This window comes from Saccharothrix carnea, assembly GCF_003014735.1.
GTDB lineage: Bacteria > Actinomycetota > Actinomycetes > Mycobacteriales > Pseudonocardiaceae > Actinosynnema > Actinosynnema carneum.
Window position 1 is genome coordinate 1 of record NZ_PYAX01000015.1, and the last position, 24,882, is coordinate 24,882.

Consider the following 24,882-nt stretch of genomic DNA (forward strand, 5'->3'; position numbering starts at 1 on the left):
GCGGACGCGAGCCGGGTGCTGCGCATGGGAGTCGCTCCTTCGAGGACGGTGGCCGGAACTGTGTTTCCCGGCTTGTCATGAGTGATTCGGTACCGCCGCGGCGTCGGATTGGTCGAAGCCGGAAAAAGTCGGGCCGTCTCCGCAGCGGCCACGGCGAGGCTGGTCAGGGCCGGGCGGTGAACACGATGGTGTGCCGGCCTGCGGCGCCGTCCGGGATCGGTTCGGCGCGTTCGCTGGTCTGGGTGTAGCCGGTTCGGTCGGTGGCCCGGACTTCGAGGGTGCGCGAGCCGGCGGGGAGGTCGAGTTCGGCGCGCCACATGCGCCAGGTGTCGACGTTGACCTCGGTGCTCAGGGTCGCGGCCTGCCAGGGGCCGCCGTCGACGCGGACCTCGACCTTGTCGATGCCCTTGTGCTGGGCCCAGGCGACGCCGGCGGCGACGAACTTCCCGGCGGGGACCTGCTCGAAGGGCTTGGGCCGGTCGATGCGGGACATGGTCTTGATCGGGGCGCGTTGTGCCCAGTCCCGCTTGACCCAGTAGGCGTCGAAGTCGGCGAACGTGGTGAGTTCGGCGTCGACCAGCCACTTGGTGGCCGAGACGAACCCGTACAGCCCGGGCACGACCATCCGCACGGGGAAGCCGTGCTCGGCCGGTAGCGGCTCGCCGTTCATGCCGATGGCCAGCAAGGCGTCGCTGTCGGGTTTCATGATGTCCTCGACGGGCGTGCCGCACGTCCAGCCGTCCGCGCTGCGGGTCGCGAGCTGGTCCGCACCCGGCCGGACGCCTGCTTCGGTGAGGAGGTCGCGCAGGGACACGCCGATGAAGTTCGTCGTGGAGATGTACGGGCCGCCGACTTCGTTGGACACGCAGCACAGGCTGATGGTCTTCTCCACCAGCGGGCGGTTGAGCAGGTCGTCGTAGGTGAGCACGAGTTCGCGGTCGACCAGGCCGTGCACGCGCATCCGCCAGTCCTGGGCGCGCAGCCGCGGCACGGACAACGCGGTGTCCACCCGGTAGAAGTCGGCGTTGGACGTGATGAAGGTCGGTGTGCCGTCACCGGTGAAGTCCGCGCCCGCCGGGATCGGTGGCGCGGTCACGTCCGGGGTGAGTCGGATGGAGCGACGAGAGGCCTCGACGTCCACCCGGCCGCCCACGAACTGCCCCGCGGCGGCGGTCGCGCCGGCGGCCGCGGCGACGGCGGTGGAGGTGATCAGGAAGCGGCGGCGACCCAGGCCGGGCACCGACCAGTCCACCGCGCGGGTCCGCGGCTCACCGGCGCTCTCGACGGGCTGCGACTCGTCCGCACCGGGCTCGCCCACCCGGGTTCGGCGGGCGAGCCGGTGCAGCCACCGGAAGACCAGCACACCCACGACCAGGCTGGTCAACGGGGCCAGCACGGCGATCGTGTCCAGCGTGGGACGGGTGAGCACCGCCGCGACGCCGAGCACCCCCAGCGTCGCCGCCAGGACGGTTCCCGGCAACGCGCTGCGGCGGGACAGCAGTCCGGCGAGGGCCGCCGCGGCGGTGATGACGAAGGCCATGCCGGCCAGCAGCACGATCTTGTCGTTCTCACCGAACGTGCGGATCGCGAAGTCCTTCACCGGGTGCGGTGTCAGGTCGATCGCGGTGTTGCCCACGGCCAGGAACGGCGAGGCGAACGGGTCGATCAGCGCGGCCACGAGGTGTCCCGCGGCCAACGCCGCGGCCACGGCGATCAGGCCCACCGCGGCGGCCGCCCGCAGGGGCAGCCGCGGCACCGCGGCATCGGACGGCTGCCTGGACGTGGATGCGTTCATACCAGGTCTTCGCAGCCGCCGACCGCGCGGATTGGCCCGGAGCGCCTGCCGGTCACGGTTCACCTTGACGGGTGGGCCGGGGCGGTATCGGCAGGAAACCGCTCGTGCGCCGGACGTAGTCGGCGTAGGCGGGTCGTCGACGGCGCAGGTGGTCTTCGAGCATCGGTTTGCCGGTGCCCTTGGCGAGCAGGAAGGTCATCGGCACCGGTGCCACGACGGTCGCCACGCCGTACCACGACGAGCACGCCGCCAGGAACAGGCCCCACCAGACGCAGGCGTCGCCGAAGTAGTTCGGGTGCCGCGTGTAGCGCCACAGCCCTCGGTCGAGCACCTGGCCGCGGTGGGCGGGGTCGGCCCGGAAGCGCTGCAGCTGCCAGTCGCCGACCGCTTCGAACACCATGCCGACCGACCACAACGCCGTCGCGGCCGCGATCACCGCGGGGTGGGCGCCGGAGCCGTACTGGGCGGCTTGGACCGGCAGCGACACCAGCCACAGCACGACCGCCTGAGCCAGGTAGGCGCGCACCAGCACGTGCAGGTGGGGGTTCCCCTTGGCACGACGGCGCATCTCGGCGTAGCGGTGGTCCTCGGGCTCGCCGCGGCGGCGCTGATCGCGAGGTTGACGGGCAACCCGGCGGCGTGCTCGACCTCGCCGACGTCCGCGCCGGCACCCACCTGCTCGAGATCGGCACCGGCCGGGGCGCGCTGGCGATCCGCGCCGCCCGGCGTGGCGCCCGCGTCACCACGCTCACCATCTCCGCCGAGCAGAAGCACCTCGCCGAACAACGCATCGCCCAGGCCGGGCTCACCGACCGCGTGCAGGTGCTGCTGCGCGACTACCGCGAAGCCCGCGGCAGCTACGACGCCGTGGTGTCCGTGGAGATGATCGAAGCCGTGGGCGCCGACTACTGGCCCACCTACTTCCGCACCCTCGACCGCGTGCTCGAGCCCGGCGGCCGGGTCGGGCTCCAGGCGATCACGATGCCGCACGACCGCCTCCTGGCCACCCGCCGCTCCTACACCTGGATCACAAGTACGTCTTCCCCGGCGGCCAACTGCTGTCCGTCCCCGCGATCCAGGACGCGGTCCGGCACCACACCCGACTCGCCATCACCGAACGCCGCTCGCTCGGACCCGACTACGCCCGCACCCTGCACCACTGGCGCGCCCGCTTCCTCGACAACTGGCCCAGGGTCGCCGCCACGCGCTTCGACGACACCTTCCGCCGCCTGTGGGAGTTCTACCTCGCCTACTGCGAAGCCGGCTTCGGATCCGGTTACCTCGACGTGCTCCAACTGGGCCTCACCAAACACCACCGGTGACCGCACGGCGGGACGGCGCCGTCCCGCTGCTTCCGGCTTGCTCACCGGGCCATCGCGCCCTGCCCGACCCACCTCCACCCGACCGGGCGGCCCGGCGGCGCACGCCGGTCAGTGCCGCACGCCCATCCTCTCCAGGGCCAGTCGCAGCGCGCGGAGTCCGAAGAAGACATCGGCCGGACCAACGGCTTCGACATCGCCCCGAACGGCGAGGCCCTGGCCGCCTCGGGTGCGCGGGTCTACCGGATCGACCTGGGAACCGGTCGGGCCCGGCTCGTCGGCCTGGTCCCCGGCAGCGTCACCGGCCTGGCGTTTCGCCACTGAGCACGACGGGGTGGCCGCGGTCGGGTCCGGCCCGACCGCGGCCACCCACGAAGCGCCTGGGGTGAGTCCTGCTCGCGAGTCGCGTCTCATCACGGCCGCCTTCGGACCGATTGCCCGTATTGTGGTCGCCGACCGAATCCGAGCGTGACGGGGAACAGCTGGCCGGCCACGCGTCTTCAGTCGAGGAGGACGTGAGGCCGGTGGACAGCGACGACCCGGCGACCACGGTCGCGTTGCCCCTGGACGAGGACGTTCCGCCGTTGGCCGCCGTGCGGCGTTGGGCGGCCGAAGCGCTGGTCGGCCTGACCGAGGACGAGCTCGACGATTGCAGGCTGGTGATCACCGAACTGGTCAGCAACGCCTACGACCACGGCGTCGGCCCTCGTGCCGTCCGACTTCGGTGCTCGGCGGACCGGGGTGTCGTCCGCATCGAGGTGGATGACGCCTCGGCCGACGACCTCACGTACGGCCGCTCCCGGCTGGGGCCCAATCGCGGCCGGGGCCTGGTCATCGTCGACAAGCTGGCCGGGACCTGGGGCGTGGAGCGGCACCCGGGCGGCAAGACCGTCTGGGCGGAACTGCCCTGTGGGGCGTCCCACGTACCGCACTGACCCGGATCGGACGGGTGCCTCTTCCAGTGCCGCGATCTCCAGCGCACCCCGCGCCTTGCGGTAGTACGAGGGATCGCCGGTGATCCGGGCCTGCTCCACGTAGCTGCCGCCGAGCGACGCCCAGGTGGCCGCGTCCTCCGGTGACCGGCGGAGCTTGTCCTGGGCGGCGGCGATGACGCGCTGCACACCGCTGTGCGCCAACGCGGCTCGCGGCGGCGGTGTCTCGGTCTCGCCGCTGGGAGTGGTCAACGCCGAAGCGGTCGACACCGAGCAGCGCGACGCCGGCCACGATGGCCAGCACTGCGACGATCCTGCGACGGGTCATGCTGGTGACGCCGTGCCGGGCCGACCGGGCCCAGCGGCCGGCCCGGCACGTGCTCGCCGGGCCGGCCATCCGCCGAACGGGTGTCAGCGCAGGGACGAGGCGAGGCCGATGCCCTGCTCGCGCAGCGCCCGCGCGACCACCTCGGCGATGCGGGCCGCGCCGGCGGCTTCGAAGTGGGTGTGGTCGTTGCAGAAGAACGCGCCGACCGCGCCCTGCGTGTAGTCGCCGTTGTTCGGGCACAGGCGCAGCGAGTTGTAGAGGGCGACGCTGCGCTGGTGCAGGTCGATGACCGGCACCTGGTCGGCCTGCCCCTGGGCGATGGTCTCGGCCACGAACCCGCGGTTGCCCACGGCGGTGGAGCCGGAGCAGCGGATCGCGGCGACCGGCGTCACGAACACCGGCTTGACACCGCGGGCCTTGGCCTCACGCGCCATTGTGGACAGCAGCTGGCGGTAGCGGGTGGTGCCCACGTGCCGGGGGCAGTTGCGGTCGCCGTCGTTGATGCCGAACTGGATGATCAACCAGTCCCCCGCCCTCATGCCGTTGGTGGACAGCATGGTCGCCCAGCGGGAGGCGTAGGTGCGTGGGCTGACCACGCACTCGCCGGTGGAGTCCTTGGTGCTCTTGACGTTGGACTCGTAGAGCCAGGTCTGGATGCTGCGCCCGCCCACGGCGTTGTTGACCACGGTGACGTCGTCGGTGAACAGCCGGTCGAACTGGCTGCCCCAGCCCGCCGGGCAGCTGACGCCGGAGTTGGGGTTGGCCACGGTGGAGTCACCGGCCAGCCACACCTTGAACGGCGCGGCGGCGACCCCCGGACCGGTCCGGTCGGTGGCGAGGCAGGGCGCGGGCGCGGCTTGCGCCGGCGTGGTCACGACCGCCGCGGCGGCGCACACCGCCGCCGCGACCGCCAAGTTCCTGGTGAGCCGGGAAATCCTCATCGATCCTCCATGTCGTGCCGGCTGGTCTAGCGGACCTGGGTCGACCTGATGACGCCGAGCCGCAGGGCCTCGTCGAGCACCAGGGCCGCCATCGCGGCCGCGCCGTACTCGGAGAAGTGGGTGTTGTCACCCTTCTCCCGCGTCAGGAACAACCGCTCCGACCCGGTGACGCCGAGCTGCTGGACGAGGTTCGCGGACGACGTGGTCAGGTCGACCAGCGGTGTGCCCTGCGCGCGGGCGACGGCCTTCATCTCGCTGGGCAGGTTGACGCCCAGCTCGTTCACGTGCCACGCGGTGCCGGTGAGCCGCCCGGCCGAGTCGAACAGCCGGCGGACCGGCGGCGTCACCAGCACGGGCGCGCCGCCCGCCGCGCGCACCTCGCGAACCATCCGGGTGAGGTTGTCGCGGAACGCGGTGGCGGTCGTGCGCTTGTCGTTGTGGCCCACCTGGATCGCGACGGTGTCACCCGCGCGGGTCTGCGACCGCACGGCCGGGAACAGCACCGGGTTGGACAGCACCGAGCCGGAGCTCTCGCCGGAGTCGGCGTAATTGGCCACCGACAGGCCCTCGCGCAGGCGCGCGGGCAGCAGCTGGCCCCAGCCGGTGTAGGGCGCGGTGGGCTGGTCGCACACGGTCGAGTCGCCGACCAGGAACAACGCCGGCGGTCGGACCGGCCGGACGGTGATCGCCTCGACCGCCGGGGAACGCCCGTCGAACACCAGGGTCAACCCGGGCGTGCCGGTGCCGCCCTGACCCGTCGGCTGCCCTTCCGGTTGCCGCACTTCGACCGTGACGACCCGGTCGAGCAGGTGGCCCGCGGCGGTGTCCACCGCGTTCAGCACGCGGCGGCGGGCCTCGGCCGTGATGCCGGTGCCGGCGGCGCGGGACCGGCTGCCCAGCCGCACGGTCACGTCGTAGTGGCCGGGCGCCACGTCGTAGCGACAGGTGATCGGGCCGGTGCCGGTGCAACCGGCCGGTGCGGCGTGCGAGGGCGCGGTGCCGAGGACGGTGAGCGCGCCGGCCGTGAGTGTCACGGCCAGCGCCGCGCGCAGAACGGCGGTCCGAGAGGGCATGGGTGTGCTCCTTGCTGCGGTTCGCCCGCATGGCGGGAGGGGGTTCGTGCGCAGGCCGGCTCCACGTCCGGGGAAGGAGAGCTCCCGGACGTGGAGCGGGGACGACGGCTCAGCCGGTGGTGAGTGCCGCCGACAGGATCGGCGCGAGCCGGTCGGCGATCTTGCGGTGGCCCTGGTCGTTGGGGTGCACGTTGTCGGTGGTGTCGGTGGATTCGACGATCCAGCCCGTGGTGTCGACGAACCGCACCTTCGGGTCGGCGACGGCCCGCACGGCCGCCTGCGTCTCCGGGATGTAGCGCTTGCGGAAGGTCTGCATCGCCAGGATCGTGGCGTTCGGGTACTTCTGGCGCGCCCGCTGGAGGAGCGTGACGTAGGCGGACTGGAACTGCGGTCCGGTGACGCTGTGGCCGACGTCGTTGGTGCCGAGGTTGATCACCACGGCGTCGGCGCGGTAGCGGGAGAAGTCCCAGTTCGCGGCGTCGGCCTGCAAACCGGTGCGCAGGAACCGGTCGCTCATCCCGATGCAGCCGTCCGCCGCCGAGACCAGGCACGCACCGCCGACCGCGATCTGCGTGTGACCCGCGCCCAGGCGTTCGCCGACCAGCCAGCCGTAGGCGGTCAGGGCTTGCTTGGACGACTGCTGGCCCACCGTGATCGAGTCACCGACGAACTCGACGAGCTTGGCCGGCACGCTCGGCGCGAACGTCGTCGCGCCCGCGTCCAGCTCGACGCCGCGGAACACCGCGTCACCCCGGTAGGAGCCGGCGATCGGCCGGTAGGACACCCGCAGGGTGTGGTTGCCGCTCGCCAGCGGCGTCGGGGTGAGGTCCACCGTGCCGCTGCGGTTGACGTACGAGACGTCGGGGCCGCCGTCGATGCTGACGTAGAAGTCGATCGCGTTGCGCTGCTTCAACTTCACCGTGCGGCCGGTGAACCCGACGAGCACGTAGGCGCCCGCCCACTCCGAGACGTGCGCGGTCGGGTCGGCGGTGTTCCACCGGCCGAAGTACTTCACGTTCGGGTCGGTCGGCGAACCGTTGCCGCCCGGCGTGCCGCCGCCGAGCCGGACCAGCAGCCACTGCTGGTTGGTGCCGCCGTTGACGTCGTACTGGGACACCCGCGCGCCGTCCGCGGTCGAGCGCTCCCACACGTCCAGCGCCTTGCCGCTGTTGCGGTTGACGATCCGCACGTGCCCGGCGTCCGCGTCGACCAGGCCGAACTGCTGGTTGGTCGAGTTCTTGTCGGTCCACTGCACCACGTTCGCGCCGTTGGCGGTGGAGGAGCCGGAGATGTCCACGACCTTGCCGCTGTAGCGGGACCTCAGCCGGTAGAACCCGCCGCCGGAGTCGACGAACTGGAACTGCTGCGCGGCCGAGTCGGTCCTGGTCGCCTGCACCACAGCGGCGCCATCGGCTGTGGACTGCACCTGCATGGCCTTGCCGCTGTGCCGGGCCACCACCGCGTAGCTCGCCGTGGTGTCGACCGTGGCCGCCTGGGCGGGCGGTGCGACCGGTGCGAGCGCGACGACCGCGCCCACGACCAGCACGAGCGCCGATCGCATGACCGCACCGCATGACGACAGTGTCATGTTCGTGCCTTTCGCCTGAGTCGGCACGGCGGCCGGGCCGCCGGACGAGAGGACTTCTTCGGCGGAAGAGTTGCGCAGATTTCCCTTGGGGGTCAACGGCCGCATCTCGTATGGGCCGGTGCGTCGAACACGTTCGACGATGGCGACGTACCGCCCTTTTCGGACGTTCCGGCGTCCGAGCGGAAAGCGCTATCCGCACCCGATGAACGGGAGATCGGTGTCGGTGTATCGCAGTGCCAGCAGCAAGGTGTCGTCGGTGTAGCGGACGTCGTCGTGCATCTCGTGGACGACCGTCGCCGCCAGCTCGTCCACCGGCAGGGCCGCGTGGCGGTGGGCGGTCGAGGCGAGGCGGATTTCGTCGGTGTCCGCGTCGCCGCGGCTTTCGATCAGGCCATCGGTGTAGAGCAGCAGCAGATCACCGGGTGCGAGTCGGGTCGTGCGGATCTCGGTGCTGCCGGGGAGCGGGAACCCGACGCCGCGGCCGTCTGCGGGCAGGTAGGCGGTGTCCTCGGGGCGCACCAGCAGTGCCGGCGGGTGGCTGCCGTTGGCCAGGTGCAGCAGGCCGGTGGCCGGGTCGAAGCGGGCGAGGAGCACCGTCGCCATGACGTCCGGGTTGATCCGCGCCGCGCGTCGGACGAGGTCGTCGAGCGGGTGGCCCTCGATGGCGAGGGTGCGGACGGTGTGGGTCACGTCGAGGGCGGTGCGGGTGCAGGTGACGCCGTGGCCCACGGCGTCGACGACGGTGATGTGCAGGGTCCCGTCCGGCAGGACGAACCAGTCGTACAGGTCGCCGCCGGTGGGGGTGTCCTCGCCGGCGGGTTGGTAGTGCACGGCCAACTCGACACCGGCAACGGTCGGCGGGGGTGGGCGCAGGGCGTCTTCGAGTTCGCGGAAGATCGCGGCGTGCGCGCGGCGGAGGCGTTCGTCGCGTTCGGCCAGTTCGACGTACATGGCGAGCACGCCGCTGTTGGTCTCGGCCAGTTCGTGCTTGAGTTCGCGGTGGTCGCGCTCCAGGGCGTCGGCGCGGGCGAGCACGGCGCGCAGCTCGGCCTCGGTCGCCGCCTCGTCGTCGGTGTGCACCGGCTCGGCCTTCCCGGTGGTGGCGGGGAGCGGGATCCGCCAGGCGACGGTCCCCGGTTCGCTGGGTTCGGGCGGCAGGGGGAGGTCGAGCGCGGTGCCCGGGTCCGGCGGCGTGGCCGGCCCCAGGATGATCACCAGGGCGTTCTGGTCGAGCCGGGCGGTGACGGTCGCCCCGCCCGCGGCGCGGGCCACGGTGGTGGCGCTGAGCACGAGCCGGGCGCGTTGCTCCAGGGGTATCCCGTACCCGTGGCACAGGTGCCTGACGCGGGCCCGCAACGCGCGCGTGGTGTCGGGGGTTGTCCGGGCGGTGGGGACGTCGGAGGTCATTCGGCACGGGCTCGGGGTCGGGCGACGAGCACGGCGGCGTCGTCGCGGTGGTTGCGGTGGTCGCGGAGGAGGTGCGCGGCGAGCAGGGGTGGCGGTTGCGGGCGGTGCGCGGGCGAGGCGAGCAACCAGCGGCCGTCCACGCCGTCGCTGTGCATCACGACCGTGCTGCCCGGTGGGAGGTCGACGCGGTGTTCGGTCGGCTCGTCCACGCGCAGCCCGACGACGCCGGGACGGCTGAGCAGGTGGTGGTTGCGGGTTCCGGTGAGCACGGCGGTGGTGATGTTGCCGATGCCGCAGAAGTCGAGCCGGGTGGCTCCGACGCGGACGACGGCGGCCGCGGCGCCGCGGGTGTGCCGGATGCCGCGGTGCAGCGCCCGCATCACCTCCCGCACCGGTCGGGCGGGATCGCGGTGGAACACGTCGGCCGCGGTCAGGGCCGCTTCGCCGGCCGCCTCGCCGTGGCCAAGGCCGTCCACGAGCAACAACGTGGTGGCGTCCGGCTCCTCGTGGACCGCGACGGTGTCGCCGCTGTGCTCCTCACCCGCGGCGGGGAGCAGGACGTGGCCGAGGGCGACGTCGCGGTGGGCGGGTTCGCCGGGGGCGCGCAGGGTGGCCGCGGCGAGGGTGCCTTCGCCGGGCTCGGTCGTGATGACGAAGTCGCTGGACATCCGCTGGACGGCGCCGAGGCCGACGCCCAGCGTCCCGGTGGTGGTGTGGCCGTCGGTCAGGCAGCGGCGCAGGTCGGTCATGCCGGGGCCGCGGTCGGAGGAGACGATCTCGACGCCGACACCCACCAACAGCCGCTGGAGGTGGACGACGCCGTCGTGGGCGTGCTTGTCGAGGTTGCCGGCCAGTTCCGAGGCGATCACCGCGGCGTGCTCGGGCAGGACACCGGGCAGACCGGCGTCCGCGGCCAGGGCACGGGCGGTCCGCGCGGCCACGTGCGCGGCGCTGACGTGGTCGACCGGGATGGCGATGGTGGCCGGCGGCCTCACGTCACCCACCGCACGACGGTGACGGTCGTGCCGCGGCCGGCTTCGGTGTCGATGGCGAACTCGTCGACCAGCCTGCGGGTACCGCCCAGGCCGTGGCCGAGCCCGGCACCGGTGCTGAAGCCATCGGTCAACGCCGCCTCCACGTCCTGGATGCCCGGCCCGCTGTCGGCGACGGTCAGCCGCAGCCCGCGGCGGCCGTGCGCGGCGCCGATCGCGCTGATGGTCAGCGTGCCGCCGCCGCCGTGGATGTAGGCGTTGCGCACCAGTTCGCTCGCGGCCGTCACGATCATCGTCTGGCCGACCAGGTCGAAGCCCGCCGCCACCGCCGCCGAGCGGACGGCGTGGCGGGTGGCGAGCAGGTCGGGTTCGTCGCGCACCGGGTGCGTGGACTCGGTGAACCCCACCGGGCTCACGGGTGCGTCGACGGCGGAGGCCTCACCTGGTCGCATGTGGCCGGCTCCCGTGGACACGCGCCGGATCCCTGCGCCACCCCAGTGCCGCGACCGCCCGCTCGGCGGTGAGCGCCGTCTCCACACCGGACAGCGCCAACCCCAAGCCGCACAACGTGATGGCCACCGCCGGGCGCATCCCGGCCACGATCATCCGCGCGCCCAGGAGCCTGCCCGCCGCCGCCGACTCGGTGAGCACGCGGGCCACGAACGAATCGATGATCTCCAGGCGGGAGATGTCGATGACGACACCGCGGGCACCCTCGTCGGCGATGCGCTCGGTCAGCTCCTCGGTGAACCGCAGCGCCGTCTTGTCGTCCAGGTCGTCGAGCAGACCGGTGAGGAGGATGTCGCCGAGCCTGATGATCGGCACGCCCGCGGGCGGCGGGGCGGTCACAGCGCGCTCCGCACCCGCTCCGACGCCATGTCCGGGAAGTCCGCGTCCAGCAGCCGGACGGCTTCGGCCAAGGCGTCGGCGAGCGTCGCCCTGGTGGTGATCGTCGACAGGTCGATGCCCAGTTGGGTGATGGTCTGGGCGATGGCGGGCCGGATGCCGCTGATGAAGCACTCCGCACCCATCAGCCGCACCGCGGTGACGGTCTGGAGGAGGTGGTGTGCCACCACGGTGTCCACGGTCGGCACACCGGTGATGTCGATGATGGCCACCGGCGCCTCGTCGGCCTGGATGGCCTCCAGCAACCCGTTCATCACCAACTGGGTGCGGGCGCTGTCGAGGGTGCCGATCAGGGGCACCGCGAGCACGCCGCGCCACAGCCGCACCACCGGGGTCGACAGCTCCAGCATCTGCCGGTGCTGGGTGCGGATGATCTCCTCGCGGCCCTCGACGTACGAGGCGAACGTCAACGCGCCGGCGGCGTCGAGGAGCCTGTTGACGGTGATCGCGGCGGAGAACAGCGCACCGGGTTCGTCGGTGTGCTCGCGCAGCACGTCCAGCAGCGTGTCCTTCAACGCCAGCGTGGCCAGTGCCGTGGCGGTCGGGTCCACCCCGGCGCGGGCGCGACGCACCGACAACCGCACCACCGCCTCGCGGGCCGGCGCGTGGCGCTCGACCACGTCGCCCACCGGGAGACCGGTCTCCAGGCCCTCCCGCAACGCCGCGATGACGCCCGCGGCCTCCGACCGCAGCTCACGCTCGCCGAGCGCGGTCACGGCAGCCCGTTCCGACTGGGCACGCACCCAGAGGTCGAGGATCTCCGCGTCGTGCTCGCGCAGCACCCTGACGAGGAGGTCACGCACCTTCAGGTCGTCCTCGGTGGCCACGCCCACCCCTTCCCGACAACTACTCCTGCTCACTAAACTATTGTCTCTCGACAAACGTTAGCAGGAGGCACGAACCGCGGCACAACGGTCGGCGCACGGAAGTTGGCAGAAGGCGATGATGACCCCGCTCCGGCCAGGCCCGACTCCGCTAGGCCGACTGCGTGCCACGCCCCTCATCGGGCCGCACCTGTCCGCCCCGCGCGTTCTCGTCCTCGGCGGCGTCCCTCAGCCGCGTCAACCCCTCCACCATCGCCGACCGCGACGACGCCGGCAGCGCCTCGACCAGGCCGCGCAGGTGCTCGTTGCGCCTGGCCCGCAGGTCGGCGAGGTAGGTCCGACCACGCTCGGTGAGCCGCAGGTCGACCTCCCGGCGGCTGTTGGGGCTCAGCGACCGCTCCAGGAACCCCACGGCCTGCAACCGGTCGCACAGCCTGCTCACCGAGGGTGGCGTGGAGTCCAGCGCCTCGCCGAGTGCGCGCAGGTTGAGGCTTTCGACGCGTTCCAGCACGAACATCGCCCGCAGTTGCGAGGCCGACAGCGGCGCGGGCGACGCTTCGCGGCTCCGTTCCCAGAGGACCTCGATCCGCTCCACGACCTCGGTGAGAACATGGAGCACCTCGTCGGGGTCCGGGCGCGGGCGGAACCGGTTCACGCCCTCCACTCTCGCATCCCCGACGCCCGTTGTCAGCCCGTGCCCGCCCGTGACGACCGTGCGGCGATCAGCAGGAGAGCGCAGAAGCACATGACCGCACCCGTCGACGGCAGATACCTCGAGATCGCGCACTCCCTCCGCGTCGCCGCGCCCACGAACTGCTCGACGTGATCCGCGCGCAGCTGTCCCGCCTGTTCCGCGCCACCCGCGTCGACCTGCTGATGGCCGACTACGCCCTCACCATGCTCCAGCCCGTCTCCGTCCTGCCCTACACCACCCACCCCGTGCCGGTCGGCACGAGCGAGCCCGGCAAGGCGTTCGGCACCCAGGAGGCGCACGTCGAGCAGCGCGCGACCGCCGGGGTGACGGCACACCTGCCCGTCACCGTGCGCGGCGACCGCCTGGGCGTGCTCACCGTCGACCTGACGGAAACCCCCGATCGGGCGACCCTCGACACCCTGGCGCAGGCCGCCGAGGTCCTGGCGCACGAGATCCTCGTCGCCGAACGCGACACCGACCTCTACCTCCAGGCCCGCCGGGCGAACCGGTTGACCCTGGCCGCCGAGATGCAGTGGCAACTGCTGCCCGGACGGGCGTGCAGCCGCCCCGAGTACGGCATCGGCGCCCAACTCGAACCCGCCTACGCCATCTACGGCGACAACTTCGACTGGTCCACCTCGGCCGACCGGCTCGCGCTCACCGTCACCAACGGCATGGGCGAGGGCATCGACGCGGCGCTGCTGACCAACCTCGCCGTCAACGCCCTGCGCAACGCCCGCCGCGCCGGGATCCCGCTCGCCGACCAGGCCGCCCTCGCCGACCAGGCCGTCTACGGCCAGTACGGCGGTCGGGTCCACGTCTCGGTCCTCCTGCTGGAGTTCGACCTCGACACCGGCCTGGTGGAGATCATCGACGCCGGCTCGCCCCGCATGTGGCTGCTGCGCCGAGGCGCCGTCGCACCGGTGACCTTCGACGCCCAGATGCCGCTCGGGATGTTCGAGGAGACCCAGTACAGGTCCGAGAAGTTCCAGGTCCTGCCCGACGACCGCCTGGTGTTCGTCAGCGACGGCGTCTACGACGTCGCCTCCGTCGCCGGCGAGCGCTACGGCGAGCGCGCACTCGCCCGCGCCATCAACGCCACCCGCCTGCTCCCGGCCGCCCAGGTGCCCCGCGCGATCCTCCAGGAACTCGCCGGCCACCGCCACACGTCCGGCACCGAGGACGACGCGATGGTCGTGTGCCTGGACTGGCGCGGCCGACCCGGGGCAGCAGCCTAGGTCGGCGGCTCGCCCGACAGCGGAGGCACACCGGCGCATGGCGCGTTTCGTCGCGCAACCGGGAGGGATCCCGCCGCGGGCGGGCATGCGGCGGGATCCCTTGGCGGGCGAGCAGGATCATCTGGTCACGGCAGCGTCCACTTCTGGTTGGCGACGTTCAGGCAGTCCCAGATGTGCAGCACCGTGCCGTCCGCGGAGCTGTTGCCCGACGCGTCGAGGCACCGGCCGGACTGGGGGTTGCGCAGGGCGCCGCCCGACTGCGCGGCCCACTGCTGGGCGCCGGTGCCGTTGCACGTCCACAGTTGCGTCACCGTGCCGTTGGCCGTGCCGCCGGACCGCACGTCGAGGCACTTGCCGAGCGCCCGGATCGTGCCGTCACCCGGCAGGGTCCACTGCTGCGCGACCGTGTTGTTGCACGTCCACAGCTGGATCTTCGTGCCGTCGGCGGTGTTCCCGCCGCTGACGTCCACGCACTTGCCACCGAGGCCGGTGATCGGTCCGGTCCGGGTGCCGCCGCCGGAGAGCTCCTTCACCCGGATGTTGCGGAACGACGCGTCGTCGCCGTCACCGTGGTTCTGGATGCCGACGTGGCCGGACGCCAAGGAGCGGACCGGGTCGGTGTTGGTGAAGTCGTTGATCTTCACGCCGTTGAGGAACAGCTGCAGCCGCTCGCCCTCGACGAGCAGCTCGTAGGTGTTCCACTCGCCTGGCGGGTTGAGCGCCGCGTCCCGGGCGGCGATGTCGGCCGACTTGAACCCGTACACCGCACCGGTGGTCCGGTCGGCCGCGTCGGTGGCGTCGATCTGGATCTCGTAGCCGTTGTTGACCGCCGACCACGGGTCGCTGCTCGCCGGGAACCCGATGAACACGCCGGTGTTGTCGTCACCGGCCAGCTTCCAGTCGAGCTTCAGCGAGTACGACCGGAACTCCTTGGCCGAGTACCAGAGCATCCCCAGGCCGCCGTGCGAGGTCAGGGTGGCGTCGGCGAGGGTGAAGCCGCCGGGGCCCGCCTGGCTCCAGCCGGTGGTGTTGGAGCCGTTGAACAGCGACGTGTAGCCGTTCTCGGGCCGGCAGTCGGCACGGGTCGTGCCGGCCGCGTAGCGGATGCCGCCGAGCAGGTGCGCGCGGAACGCCGGCTCGGCGAAGCTCTGCTCGGTGTGCCCGCCGCCGGTGTACCAGGACCGGCCGCCCTGGTAGGCCTGGCACCAGGCGATCGGGTGGTCGCCCATGTTGCCGCCGGAGTACGTGCCCTCGTCCAGGCGTGCCAGCACGTGCACGTTCGACCTGGGGTTGGCCTGGAAGTTGTACCACTCGTCGGTGCGGACCCAGTCACCGCCGAGGTGGGACGACGAGGCGTGCGCCCGGTCCTCCACCCGCACCGTCGCCTGCTGGATCGACGGGTGGGAGTGGAAGTACCCGCCCACCAGGCCACCGTAGAACGGCCACTGGTACTCGGTGTCGGACGCGGCGTGGACGCCGACGTAACCACCGCCGGCCCGCACGTAGGACTCGAAGGCCGCCTGCTGGGTGGCGTCGAGGACGTCACCGGTGGTCGACAGGAAGACCACCGCCCGGTACTGGGCCAGGTTGGCGCTGGTGAAGGCCGCGCCGTTCTCGGTGGCGTCGACCGTGAAGTTGTTGGCCGCGCCGAGGTCGCGGATGGCCTGGATGCCGTTCGGGATGGACGAGTGCCGGAACCCCGCGGTCTTGGAGAAGACCAGCACCTTGTAGGCGGGGTCGGCCGCGGGCGCCGGGACCGGGGCCACGGCGAGGATCATCACCGCCGAGGCGGCGATCGCCGACAGCGCTGTTCGCAGTCGAGACATCAGTAGCTCCTCGTTGGGTTGTGGGCGGCGATCAAGGCGCGGTCCACTTCTGGTTGGCGGCGCCGAGGCAGTCCCAGATGTGCAGGACGGTTCCGTCCGCGCTGCTGTTGTTCGCCGCGTCGAGGCAGCGGCCCGACTGCGGGTTGCGCAGGGTGCCGTCCGAGTGGGCGACCCACTGCTGCGCGCCGGAGCCGTTGCAGGTCCACAGCTGCGTCACCGTGCCGTTCACCGTGCCGCCGGACTTCACGTCCAGGCACTTGCCCAACGCGCGCAGCGATCCGTCCGCGGACGCGGTCCACTGCTGCGCGCTGGTGTTGTTGCAGGTCCACAGCTGGACCTTCGTGCCGTCGGCGGTGTTCCCGCCGCTGACGTCCACGCACTTGCCGCCGAGGCCGGTGATCGGCCCGGTGCGCGAGCCGGTGGTGAAGGTGAAATCGTCGACGTCGAACAACGCGCCCGCGCCGCCCTTGAACACCAGGTGCAGCGTGGTGGTGCCGGCGGGCCGGTTGGACAGGCTCGCGGTGACGTCGGTGAACGTGTCCCAGCTCCCGGTCACCGGCACGGTCGCCGTGCCCAGCAGCGTGCCGGTGGGTGATCCGGCCCGCACCTCGATGGTGCCGCCCGCCCCGGCCGACGACACCCTCGCGCTGATCGACGTCGCGTCGGACAGCACGTAGGGCTGGAACGCGATCCAGTCGCCGTTGTGGATGTCGCCGACCGTCTTGCCGCCGTGCGCCGTGGTCTTGTTGTAGACCGCGACGCCGCCGGACGAACCGTGGTGCTCGGCCTGGCGGGTCTTCGGCTGGGTGACGTGCTGGGTGTGCGTGGTGGCGCCGCTGTTGTCGGTGTACTCCGCGTCCCAGACGCCGAAGATGTTGGCGTTGGGGTCGTGCTCGCCGTCCTGGGGTGTCTGGACGGTGCCCGAGCACCCGAACGCCTCGGTCAGCTTGTGGCCGTGCGAGTCGTGACCCAGGATGTAGCTGATCTTGACCTTGGCGCAGTCGATCGCACCGTCCTCGGGATCGCTGACGGTGATCCGGAACGGCACCGCGGCGCCGAAGTCGAACAGCTGCCCGTTCTGCGGCAGGTGGAGCGTGACGGTCGGCGCGGTGTTGCCCACGGTGACCTGCACGCTCGCCGTGGCGGTCCGACCGGTGCTGTCGGTGACGGTCAGGGTGGCGGTGTAGACGCCGTTGGCCGAGTAGGTGTGCCGCGGGTTGGCCGCCGTCGACGTGCCGCCGTCGCCGAACCTCCACCCGTAGGTGATGGCGTCGCCGTCCGGGTCGGACGAGCCCGCGGACGAGAAGTTCACCACCAGCGGCGCCTGCCCGGAGGTCTTGTCCGCGGCGGCCTTCGCGATCGGGGCGAGGCCACCGGTCACGTGCTCGATCCGGTACAGCGCCGAGTTGGCGTCACCGGCGAACCAGCCCGTGCCGTAGTCCAGCACGTACAGCGCGCCGTCCGGGCCGAACGCGGAGTCCATCACCTGCGTGCCGGTCCACGGGAACGAGGTGATCGCGCCCGGTGTGCCATCGGCGTTGACCGCGATGTCCTTGATCCACCGCCGGCCGAACTCGGCGGCGAAGAAGTGCCCGTCGTAGGACTGCGGGAACTTCACCGACGAGTTGAGGTTCGGGTTGTAGCGGTAGACCGGGCCACCCATGGGCGACTCGCTGCCGCAGCCGAGGTCGGGCACGGAGCAGCCGTCGTACTTGATCCAGGCCGCCTTCGCCGCGGGCAGCGACGGCAGGCCGTTGTTGCGCGGCGAGTTGTTCGTCGGCCCGCCCGCGCAGTTGAACTTGCCGCCGGAGGTGCCGGTGGCGAAGTTGTAGTCGTTGTAGGTCTCGTCGGTGGTGTTCGACCCGGTGCAGTACGGCCAGCCGTAGAAGCCGGGGCCGGTGATGCGGTTGAACTCCACCTGGCCCGCCGGACCGCGCGCGGGGTTGGTGGAACCCGCGTCCGGGCCGTAGTCGCCGAGGTAGACGACACCGGTCGCCTTGTCCACGTTGAAGCGGAACGGGTTGCGGAAGCCCATGGCGTAGATCTCCGGCCGCGTGCCCGCCGTGCCCGGCGCGAACATGTTGCCCGCCGGGACGGAGTAGCCGCCGTCCGCGTTGACCTTGATCCGCAGCAGCTTGCCGCGCAGGTCGTTGGTGTTGGCCGAGGAGCGCTGGGCGTCGAAGGCGGGGTTGCGGTTGGCCCGCTCGTCGAGCGGGCTGTAGCCGTCTGAGGCGAACGGGTTGGTGTCGTCGCCGGTGCTCAGGTAGAGGTTGCCCGCCGCGTCGAAGTCGATGTCGCCGCCGACGTGGCAGCACGTGCCGCGGCTGGCCGGCACGTCCAGGACCACCTTCTCGCTGGCGCTGTCGAGGGTGCCATCGGCCTTGAGCACGAAGCGGGACAGCCGGTTGACGCCGTTCCACGCGGAGAAGTCGGTGCCATCGGACGGCGCGTCACCGGCCGGGGTGGACAGCGGTGGCGCGTAGTAGAGGTAGACGTGGCGGTTGGTGGCGAAGTTCGGGTCGGCGCCGATGCCCTGCAAGCCCTCTTCGTCGTGCGCGTAGACGGCGAGCTTGCCGGCGACCTTGGTGTTGCCGGCGGCGTCGGTGAGCCGGACCGTGCCGTCCCTGGAGGTGTGCAGGACCGACCGGTCGGGCAGCACGGTCATCGAGATCGGCTCGCCCATCTCGGCCGCGCCCTTGGCGAGGGTGACCTGCTGGAACGAAGGCGCCGCCGCGCGGATGGGCGGCGCGGGCGGTTGGGCGGTGGCGGTCGTGGGTACGGCGGTCTGGACCGCGGCGGCCACCAGGAGCAAGGCGGCGGAGGCGAGGCTGGTCCGGTTACGCGGGGATGTGGCCATCCTGGTGTCGTCCTTCCAGACGTCACTGTCCGAACGGGGTCGAGGGGTGGTTCGCCGGCCGGCAGGGCGGCCGGCGAACCCGCGGATCACCGCGATCAGGGCAGCACCCACTTCTGGTTGCCCACGTTGAGGCAGTCCCAGATGTGCAGCACGGTGCCGTCCGCGGAGTTGTTCCCCGCCGCGTCCAGGCAACGGCCCGACCTCGTGTTCCTCAGCGAGTTGTCGGGCTGCGCGACCCACTGCTGGGCGCCGGTGCCGTTGCACGTCCACAGCTGCGTCACCGTGCCGTTGGCCGTGGCGCCGGCGCTCACGTCGAGGCACTTGCCGAACGCGCGGACCGTCCCGTCCGTGGACACCGTCCACTGCTGCGCGGCCGTGCTGTTGCACGTCCACAGCTGGACCTTCGTCCCGTCCGCCGTGCCCGCGTTGTCGACGTCCACGCACTTGCCGGCGAGACCGGTGATCCGCCCGGTGCGGGCGACGGTGCCCGGCATGACGTTGAGCGTGTACCAGGCCTCGGTGCTCCACAGCGACTTGCCGGACTCGGAGGTGAACGGCCGGGGCGAGCGCAGGTGCACCACGTGGCCGTTGCGCAGGCCGGAGAGCAGGACGGTGACCTTCTTGCGGTCGGCGGACGGCGTCGCCGACTGCACGGTCAGCGTCTGCTGGTCCAGCTTCGGGCCGCCGTAGGCGGCGGTCGCCTGGTAGCGCCACTGCGTCGCCCGGTACTTGGCGGCCAGGTCCTGCACCGTCTGGGCGGACAGCGGTTGGGTGTACTCCAGCTCGAACCCGCCCGGGATCGCGCGCATGGCGACGACGTCGAACGCGTCCGCGCCGTTGGGCGTCAGCTTCTGCAGGCCGAAGTTCAGCTTGCCGTTCTGCCCCCAGTTGCCGCCCGCGCCGATGCCGCCGGTGTAGATCGCGCCGTCCGGGCCGAGGCTGATGCGGCTCACGCCCGATTCGAGGCCCTGGGTCATGCGGAACACCGCGCCCTGGTACTCGCCGTCGACCTTCTCCAGGAAACCGCGTTGCAGGCCGCCGTAGGTGACGTCACCGAAGATCATCTGCCCGGCGAACGGGCCGGTGGTCAGCTGCACCGGGTTGCTCGGCGAGTTCGCGATCTCGTTCTGCGGCAACCACAGCACCGGCGCGGTGATCGCGCGGTTGTCGAATCGACCGGTGGGGTTGGTGTAGTGGTTGAAGAAGCGGTCCTGCTTGATGTGGACCAGCTTCGACGACGGCAGCCAGCCACCCTGGTTGTCGGTGGCGAAGATGCCGCCTTCGGGGCCCCAGCCGATGCCGTGGGGCGTGCGCAGCCCACCGGCGATGTAGGTGACGGCCCCGGTCGCCTTGTCCACCTTGACCGTCGTGCCTCGGTCGGGCGCGGGCTGGGGATCGGTGGTGGCGCCACCGAGGTTGATCGACACCGACAGGTTCAGGTAGAACGCGCCGTCCCGGTACAGCATCCCGAACGCGAACTCGTGGAAGTTGCCGCCGTACGGCCAGGTCGCGACGCGACGGTAGCTGTCGGTGATCCAGTCGCCGTTGGTGTCGTTCAGCTCGGTCAGCCCGGTCTTCTCCGACACGTACAGCTTGCCGTCGACGTACTTGATCCCCATCGGCTCCTGGAGACCGGAGGCGATCCGCTGCGTGCGGACCTTCGTGGGATCGGTGGCGCCGGTGACGCCGCTGATCAGGTGCACCTCGCCCACCTTGGTGTTCGAGCCACCCCAGGTGGTGATCGCGAGACGACCGTCCGGCAGCCAGTCCATGCCGCTGACCTGCGGCTCGAACCCGGACGGGCGCAGGTTGGTCAGCGTGTAGGCCGGGTGCACGCCGGTCAGCGGCAGGCCGTCGCCCGGCGAGTCGGCGCCACCCTCGCAGTCCTTGCGGCCCGGGGCGGTCACCCGGACCACGCCCGCGTCGGTGCTCAGCACGGAGTTCGGCACGACGCTGAACCCGGACGCGCCGGGTGGCTGCCACTCCAGGGTGATCTGCTGCCCGCCCACGTTGTCGAAGTGGTCGATGCGCAGCGCGTGGTAGCCGGTCCCGAGCTGGATCGAGCCGTCCTTCGGCGTGGCCCCGTGCAGGCCGTCGTGGTCGACGACCAGCGTGTTGCCGATCCGCAGCCGTGCGCCGTCGTCGCTGGTGAGGCGGAAGTTGTGCACACCGGCGGCAGTGATGTTGATGTTGCCCGTGACCTCGGACATGAACCGGTCACCGAGGCCGAAGTCGGCGGTGGTCGTCCAGTTGACCGACGGCATGAGCTTGTCGACGTTGGGCGTCTGGGCGGCCTTGAGCGTGCAGAGCCTGCTGAGCTCGGTCTGCAGGTCGAAGACCCGCAGCGTCACCCCCGGCTCCTGGGGCGGGGGCGCCGCCGCTCGCGCGGACGACGTGATGGACAGCGACGCGGCTGCGACCAACGCTATCGAGAACAGTGATCCGGCGGCGCGAGGCCATCGGGTGTGGCGGGCAGGGAAGGACATCGGTGGCGCTCCCTTGGACTAAGCCGGTGAGCAGGGGACTCGACTCGGCAAGGGGTTCGGTGTTGCCGTGACCCAGCGCAGTGGAGCTGTTACTGGGGTCACACCAGCCAGGCGACGGTAAGGCGACTTTTGTACGGGGTCAACGAAAGACTGTTCAAGATAGACAAAAGTACGTCAATTGACCGCGCGAGCGGCGGCATTCGGCCGCAGAACCTTCGTCGGCTCGGCGTCGTGGGAGCTGCCCGTCGCCGGTGGCGGACGAGCCGCGTCAACGCCGGGAAATCCCGTGACCCGAACGAATTCCGGCGGTTCCCGGCTCCGGAGGAGGCACACCGGGGGGAGCGCTACCGGCAGGCGCGGACTGGCGCGGGAGGCCGCGCCTGCCGGTGGTCCGCCCTCGGGCAGGAGGGCGGACCGGTCAGCTCGCGGCGTTCATCAGGTCCACCGCGCTGTGCTGGCGGGCCGCGTCGCTGCGCTGGAACGGCCCGGCCCACGGCTGGTCGTAGGAGTCGCTGCCGGAGCGGTCGCGCGCGTGGGCCGTGTCCGCCTGCCGCTTGAGGTACGCGGTGTACGGGCGGTCCGGCAGCGCCTGGTTCAGCTTCCCGAGACCCCGCACGAAGGCGCCCTTGAACGACGGGACGTCACCGCCGCCACCGTCGTCGAACACGATCCCGCCCGGGTTGAGCGCGGGACTCGTGGTCGAGGCGTTGGCCAGCGTCCGCGCCCGCGTGAGGTACGCCTGGTCGCCGGTGGCGCGGTGCAGCTCGGTCAGCGCGGCCAGCGGCACGCCCTGGTTGTAGCTCCACGGCGTCTGGCCGTTGTTGCGGCAGGTCGACGTGACCAGGCCGTCGTTGACCAGGTTCGAGCCGTTGATCATCCCGCTGTTCTCGAACCACCGCCAGCCGTCCCGGGCGCGCTGCACGTAGGTCGTGTCACCGGGCAGCCGGTTGTGCAGGGCGGCGTTGAGCTGGACGTACAGCGAGTTGGCGATGGCGTTCTTGTAGGTCCGGCTCGAGGTCCACCAGATGCCGCCGCCGCAGGTGGGGTCCCAGTAGCGGTGGATGTGGTCGGCGCCGACGCGGGCGGTGTCGAGGTAGCGGCGGTCGCCGGTCAGGTCGTAGGCGGCGAGCCACGTCAGTCCCCACCAGGCGACGTCGTCGTTGTACTCGTTGATGAAGTTGCCGTCCCAGGCGGTGCGGTTGAGGTCGAAGGTGCGGGCGATGGCGTAGCGGTAGGACCCCATGCCGCTCACCCGCGCGTTGTCGATGATCGCGTTGAGCGCGTTGGCGGCGTTCCACCAGCCGGTGGTGTCGAACAGGCCGGTACTCAGGTTGTAACGCTGCATCAGGGCGGTGGCCGCGGCCGTGCGGCGGTCCCAGGCGTTCCAGGTGGTGCGGTACCAGCTCGTGCAGGCGATGGTCGACGACCCGGAGGGCTGGCCGCAGGCTCGCAGCAGCCCGACGCGCAGGCCGGCCCAGTCGTCCACGTTGTGCATGAGCGTCCGCCAGCCGCCGTAGCCCGCCGGTGTCGTGGTCGAGCCGAGCTTCGGTTCCCACGTCACGCCGGCGTCGTAGGAGCGGTCCAGCCAGACCGAGTCGCCCTGACCGCCGCCGCTGATCACCGCCCAGCCCATGGTCTCGGTGCTGTCGAAGTGCAGCGCGACCCGGCGGGTTCCGGCGGGCACGGACTGGGCGACCCGCTCCCCCGCCGAGAGCGCGGGATCACGGCCGTCGCAGTGGGTGTTGCAGATCGGGGCGAGGACGGTGGGCGGTGCCGCCGCCGTCGCCGGTCGGGTGCGGGACCGGTGCGCGCCGGGCGGCAGGAAGGGATCCCGGTCGTCGCAGTAGCTGTCGCAGGGCGCGACCGCCGGTGGCGGCGCCGCGGAGGTCGGTTGTGGTGGTGCGGCGGTCGACGTGTCGGGAACGACCATCAACGACAGCACCAGGGATGCTCGGACAACGATGTTCGGCATGGGACCTCCCAGCAGGGGTGGGTGGCCGAGAAGAGAGCGTGAGAACGCTCTCACACCGAGGCTAGGTTCGTTCGCGACGAAGCGTCAACACCACCGACCCGCCACCAGATCGTCGTGTCGGGTGGCACGCTCGTGCGGTGGCCGTCGTGGTGCACCGGGCCGCTGGCCACGAGGACGCGGTCGACTCCGCCGGTCTCGATGGTGCAAGGCAGGTCGCCCAGGTTGACCGTGCAGCGCGTGGTGCCGCGTTGGAACGCGAGCACCCCCGACGCGGTGGCCGGCCAGACCAGATCGCCGTGCAGGGTCTTGCGGACCGCCAGCGCGGCGCGGTACATCTCCAGGGTCGAAGCCGGATCTCCGGTCTGGGCGGCGACCGTGTACTCGCCCCAGTGCGGGGGTTGGGGCAGCCACGTGCGGGTGCCGGGTGGGCTGAAGCCGTAGGGCGGTCGCGTTCCCCGCCAGGGCAGCGGGATCCGGCAACCGTCGCGGAACCCGTCACGGCCGCCCGTGCGGGCGAACGCGGGGTCGCGGCGCGCGTGCGGCGGCAGGTCGCGCACTTCGGGCAGGCCCAGCTCCTCCCCCTGGTAGAGGTAGGCCGAGCCGGGCAGCGCCAGCATCAGCAGGGTCGCCGCGCGGGCCCGGCGCAGCCCCGTCCGCGGGTCGGCGTCGGGGGCGAGCCTGGTGGCGTGGCGCACCACGTCGTGGTTGGACAGCACCCAGGTCGCGGGTGCGCCCACGGCGGACATGGCGCTCAGGGAGTCGTCGATGACCCCGCGCAACGCGACCGGGTCCCACGGGCAGGTCAGGTAGTGGAAGTTGAACGCCTGGTGCAGCTCGTCGGGCCGCACGTAGCGGGCGGTGCGCGTCAACGTCGGGCCCCACGCCTCGGCCACGGCCACCCGCTCGCCCGGGTAGGCGTCCAGGATCCGCCGCCAGTCGCGGTAGATGTCGTGGACGCCGTCCTGGTCCCAGAACGGGGTGGCGGTCAGGTCCAGCAGGTGGGTGGGCACGCCGTGGTCGGGCAGCCCGGGTGCCTTGGCCAGGCCGTGGGCCACGTCGACGCGGAAGCCGTCCACGCCCAGGTCCAACCAGTGGCGCAGCACGGACCGGAACTCCTCGGCGACGGCCGGGTGCGTCCAGTCGAAGTCGGGTTGGTCGGGCGAGAACAGGTGCAGGTACCAGTCGCCGGGCGTGCCGTCCGGGTTCGTGGTGCGGGTCCACGCCGGGCCGCCGAACAGCGACCGCCAGTCGTTGGGCGGCCCGTCACCGCGGCCGGGCCGGAACAGGTAGCGGGCGCGGTGGTCGGAGTCCGGCGAGGCCAGGGCCTCGCGGAACCACGGGTGGCGGGACGAGGAGTGGTTGGGCACCAGGTCCACGATGACGCGCAGGCCGAGGTCGTGTGCGTCGGCGAGCAGTGCCCGCGCGTCGGCCGCGGTCCCGAACAGCGGGTCGACCGCGCGGTAGTCCTCGACGTCGTAGCCGCAGTCGGCCTGCGGGCTGAGGTAGAACGGCGACAACCACACCGCGTCCACGCCCAGCGAACGCAGGTACGGCAGTCGGGATCGCACTCCGGGCAGGTCGCCCACGCCGTCGCCACCGGAGTCGGCGAAGCTGTGCGGGTAGACCTGGTAGAACACGGCGTCACGCCACCAGGGGGTCATTCGTCGCACTTTCGGGTCTGTGGCGGTTTTCTCGCCTGGGTCC

At 71.8% G+C, this 24,882-nt stretch carries 18 protein-coding genes and 2 pseudogenes; 4 read left to right on the plus strand and 16 right to left on the minus strand.

The annotated features are described in order from the left end of the window. Window positions 1–163 precede the first annotated feature (163 nt). Window positions 164–1,795 carry a molybdopterin-dependent oxidoreductase gene (locus tag B0I31_RS32505; RefSeq protein WP_106619229.1) on the minus strand — a complete coding sequence of 544 codons (1,632 nt, stop codon included), beginning with the start codon at window positions 1,793–1,795 and terminating at the stop codon, window positions 164–166. Window positions 1,796–1,847: 52 nt separating this feature from the next. Continuing rightward, window positions 1,848–2,387: pseudogene (locus B0I31_RS42160) on the minus strand (DUF1295 domain-containing protein); the annotation flags it as partial. Between the two features lie 47 nt (window positions 2,388–2,434). Here B0I31_RS42160 and B0I31_RS42165 point away from each other — a divergent pair. The 3 genes and pseudogenes from B0I31_RS42165 to B0I31_RS32520 all read left to right on the plus strand — a co-directional run. Continuing rightward, a pseudogene (locus tag B0I31_RS42165) lies at window positions 2,435–3,117 on the plus strand (class I SAM-dependent methyltransferase); the annotation flags it as partial. 111 nt (window positions 3,118–3,228) lie between these two features. Further along, on the plus strand, window positions 3,229–3,438 hold the full coding sequence (locus B0I31_RS32515) for a DUF4394 domain-containing protein (RefSeq protein WP_106619230.1): 210 nt from the start codon (window positions 3,229–3,231) through the stop codon (window positions 3,436–3,438). Between the two features lie 191 nt (window positions 3,439–3,629). Then, on the plus strand, window positions 3,630–4,049 hold the full coding sequence (locus B0I31_RS32520) for an ATP-binding protein (protein WP_245950599.1): 420 nt from the start codon (window positions 3,630–3,632) through the stop codon (window positions 4,047–4,049). Window positions 4,050–4,457: 408 nt separating this feature from the next. Here the strand turns inward: B0I31_RS32520 and B0I31_RS32525 are convergent, their stop codons facing one another. The 9 genes from B0I31_RS32525 to B0I31_RS32565 all read right to left on the minus strand — a co-directional run bounded on the left by B0I31_RS32525 (window position 4,458) and on the right by B0I31_RS32565 (window position 12,760). Then, window positions 4,458–5,315, minus strand: a complete 858-nt coding sequence (locus B0I31_RS32525; RefSeq protein WP_106619231.1) for a GDSL-type esterase/lipase family protein — start codon at window positions 5,313–5,315, stop codon at window positions 4,458–4,460. Window positions 5,316–5,341: 26 nt separating this feature from the next. Next, the gene (locus B0I31_RS32530) at window positions 5,342–6,388 is read right to left on the minus strand and encodes a rhamnogalacturonan acetylesterase (protein WP_106619232.1); all 1,047 of its coding nucleotides are present in this window, start codon (window positions 6,386–6,388) and stop codon (window positions 5,342–5,344) included. Window positions 6,389–6,497: 109 nt separating this feature from the next. Then, window positions 6,498–7,949: an RICIN domain-containing protein gene (locus tag B0I31_RS32535; RefSeq protein WP_245950600.1), complete on the minus strand. Its 1,452-nt coding sequence runs from the start codon at window positions 7,947–7,949 to the stop codon at window positions 6,498–6,500. A 216-nt stretch (window positions 7,950–8,165) separates the two neighbouring features. Beyond that, window positions 8,166–9,383 carry a PP2C family protein-serine/threonine phosphatase gene (locus B0I31_RS32540; protein ID WP_106619233.1) on the minus strand — a complete coding sequence of 406 codons (1,218 nt, stop codon included), beginning with the start codon at window positions 9,381–9,383 and terminating at the stop codon, window positions 8,166–8,168. Beyond that, window positions 9,380–10,387 carry a SpoIIE family protein phosphatase gene (locus B0I31_RS32545; protein WP_106619234.1) on the minus strand — a complete coding sequence of 336 codons (1,008 nt, stop codon included), beginning with the start codon at window positions 10,385–10,387 and terminating at the stop codon, window positions 9,380–9,382. Before B0I31_RS32545 ends, B0I31_RS32540 begins: the two co-directional genes overlap by 4 nt. After that, window positions 10,375–10,827 carry an ATP-binding protein gene (locus B0I31_RS32550; RefSeq protein WP_106619235.1) on the minus strand — a complete coding sequence of 151 codons (453 nt, stop codon included), beginning with the start codon at window positions 10,825–10,827 and terminating at the stop codon, window positions 10,375–10,377. Before B0I31_RS32550 ends, B0I31_RS32545 begins: the two co-directional genes overlap by 13 nt. Next, window positions 10,814–11,224, minus strand: a complete 411-nt coding sequence (locus B0I31_RS32555; protein ID WP_106619236.1) for an STAS domain-containing protein — start codon at window positions 11,222–11,224, stop codon at window positions 10,814–10,816. Before B0I31_RS32555 ends, B0I31_RS32550 begins: the two co-directional genes overlap by 14 nt. After that, on the minus strand, window positions 11,221–12,108 hold the full coding sequence (locus B0I31_RS32560; RefSeq protein WP_219910904.1) for an STAS domain-containing protein: 888 nt from the start codon (window positions 12,106–12,108) through the stop codon (window positions 11,221–11,223). The genes B0I31_RS32555 and B0I31_RS32560 overlap by 4 nt, the downstream gene beginning before the upstream one ends. A 148-nt stretch (window positions 12,109–12,256) precedes the next feature. Continuing rightward, entirely contained in the window at window positions 12,257–12,760 is a 504-nt protein-coding gene (locus B0I31_RS32565) for a MarR family winged helix-turn-helix transcriptional regulator (RefSeq protein WP_106619333.1), read from the minus strand. 167 nt (window positions 12,761–12,927) lie between these two features. On the opposite strand from B0I31_RS32565, the gene B0I31_RS32570 reads away from it, so the two are divergent. Further along, window positions 12,928–14,037, plus strand: a complete 1,110-nt coding sequence (locus B0I31_RS32570) for a PP2C family protein-serine/threonine phosphatase (protein WP_245950601.1) — start codon at window positions 12,928–12,930, stop codon at window positions 14,035–14,037. 125 nt (window positions 14,038–14,162) lie between these two features. Here B0I31_RS32570 and B0I31_RS32575 read toward each other — a convergent pair whose 3' ends face one another. The 5 genes from B0I31_RS32575 to B0I31_RS32595 all read right to left on the minus strand — a co-directional run bounded on the left by B0I31_RS32575 (window position 14,163) and on the right by B0I31_RS32595 (window position 24,839). Then, a complete protein-coding gene (locus tag B0I31_RS32575; protein ID WP_245950610.1) occupies window positions 14,163–15,815 on the minus strand; it encodes a ThuA domain-containing protein in 1,653 nt (550 codons plus the stop codon). Between the two features lie 79 nt (window positions 15,816–15,894). Continuing rightward, entirely contained in the window at window positions 15,895–18,720 is a 2,826-nt protein-coding gene (locus B0I31_RS32580; protein WP_106619238.1) for a carbohydrate-binding protein, read from the minus strand. Window positions 18,721–18,815: 95 nt separating this feature from the next. After that, entirely contained in the window at window positions 18,816–21,206 is a 2,391-nt protein-coding gene (locus B0I31_RS32585; RefSeq protein ID WP_106619239.1) for a ricin-type beta-trefoil lectin domain protein, read from the minus strand. A gap of 418 nt (window positions 21,207–21,624) precedes the next feature. Then, window positions 21,625–23,178: a glycoside hydrolase family 76 protein gene (locus tag B0I31_RS32590; protein ID WP_245950602.1), complete on the minus strand. Its 1,554-nt coding sequence runs from the start codon at window positions 23,176–23,178 to the stop codon at window positions 21,625–21,627. A gap of 50 nt (window positions 23,179–23,228) precedes the next feature. Then, window positions 23,229–24,839: a glycoside hydrolase family 13 protein gene (locus B0I31_RS32595; RefSeq protein WP_106619240.1), complete on the minus strand. Its 1,611-nt coding sequence runs from the start codon at window positions 24,837–24,839 to the stop codon at window positions 23,229–23,231. Between the last annotated feature and the right edge of the window lie 43 nt (window positions 24,840–24,882).

Excerpts from the sequence above, each read along its gene's own strand:
- B0I31_RS32505 (WP_106619229.1), bottom strand. The coding sequence starts at position 1,795 with ATGAACGCATCCACGTCCAGGCAGCCGTCCGATGCCGCGGTGCCGCGG.
- B0I31_RS32525 (WP_106619231.1), bottom strand. The coding sequence starts at position 5,315 with ATGAGGATTTCCCGGCTCACCAGGAACTTGGCGGTCGCGGCGGCGGTG.
- B0I31_RS32530 (WP_106619232.1), bottom strand. The coding sequence starts at position 6,388 with ATGCCCTCTCGGACCGCCGTTCTGCGCGCGGCGCTGGCCGTGACACTC.
- B0I31_RS32535 (WP_245950600.1), bottom strand. The coding sequence starts at position 7,949 with ATGCGATCGGCGCTCGTGCTGGTCGTGGGCGCGGTCGTCGCGCTCGCA.
- B0I31_RS32540 (WP_106619233.1), bottom strand. The coding sequence starts at position 9,383 with ATGACCTCCGACGTCCCCACCGCCCGGACAACCCCCGACACCACGCGC.
- B0I31_RS32550 (WP_106619235.1), bottom strand. The coding sequence starts at position 10,827 with ATGCGACCAGGTGAGGCCTCCGCCGTCGACGCACCCGTGAGCCCGGTG.
- B0I31_RS32575 (WP_245950610.1), bottom strand. The coding sequence starts at position 15,815 with ATGATCCTCGCCGTGGCCCCGGTCCCGGCGCCCGCGGCCGACCCCGCC.
- B0I31_RS32580 (WP_106619238.1), bottom strand. The coding sequence starts at position 18,720 with ATGGCCACATCCCCGCGTAACCGGACCAGCCTCGCCTCCGCCGCCTTG.
- B0I31_RS32585 (WP_106619239.1), bottom strand. The coding sequence starts at position 21,206 with ATGTCCTTCCCTGCCCGCCACACCCGATGGCCTCGCGCCGCCGGATCA.
- B0I31_RS32590 (WP_245950602.1), bottom strand. The coding sequence starts at position 23,178 with ATGCCGAACATCGTTGTCCGAGCATCCCTGGTGCTGTCGTTGATGGTC.
- B0I31_RS32595 (WP_106619240.1), bottom strand. The coding sequence starts at position 24,839 with ATGACCCCCTGGTGGCGTGACGCCGTGTTCTACCAGGTCTACCCGCAC.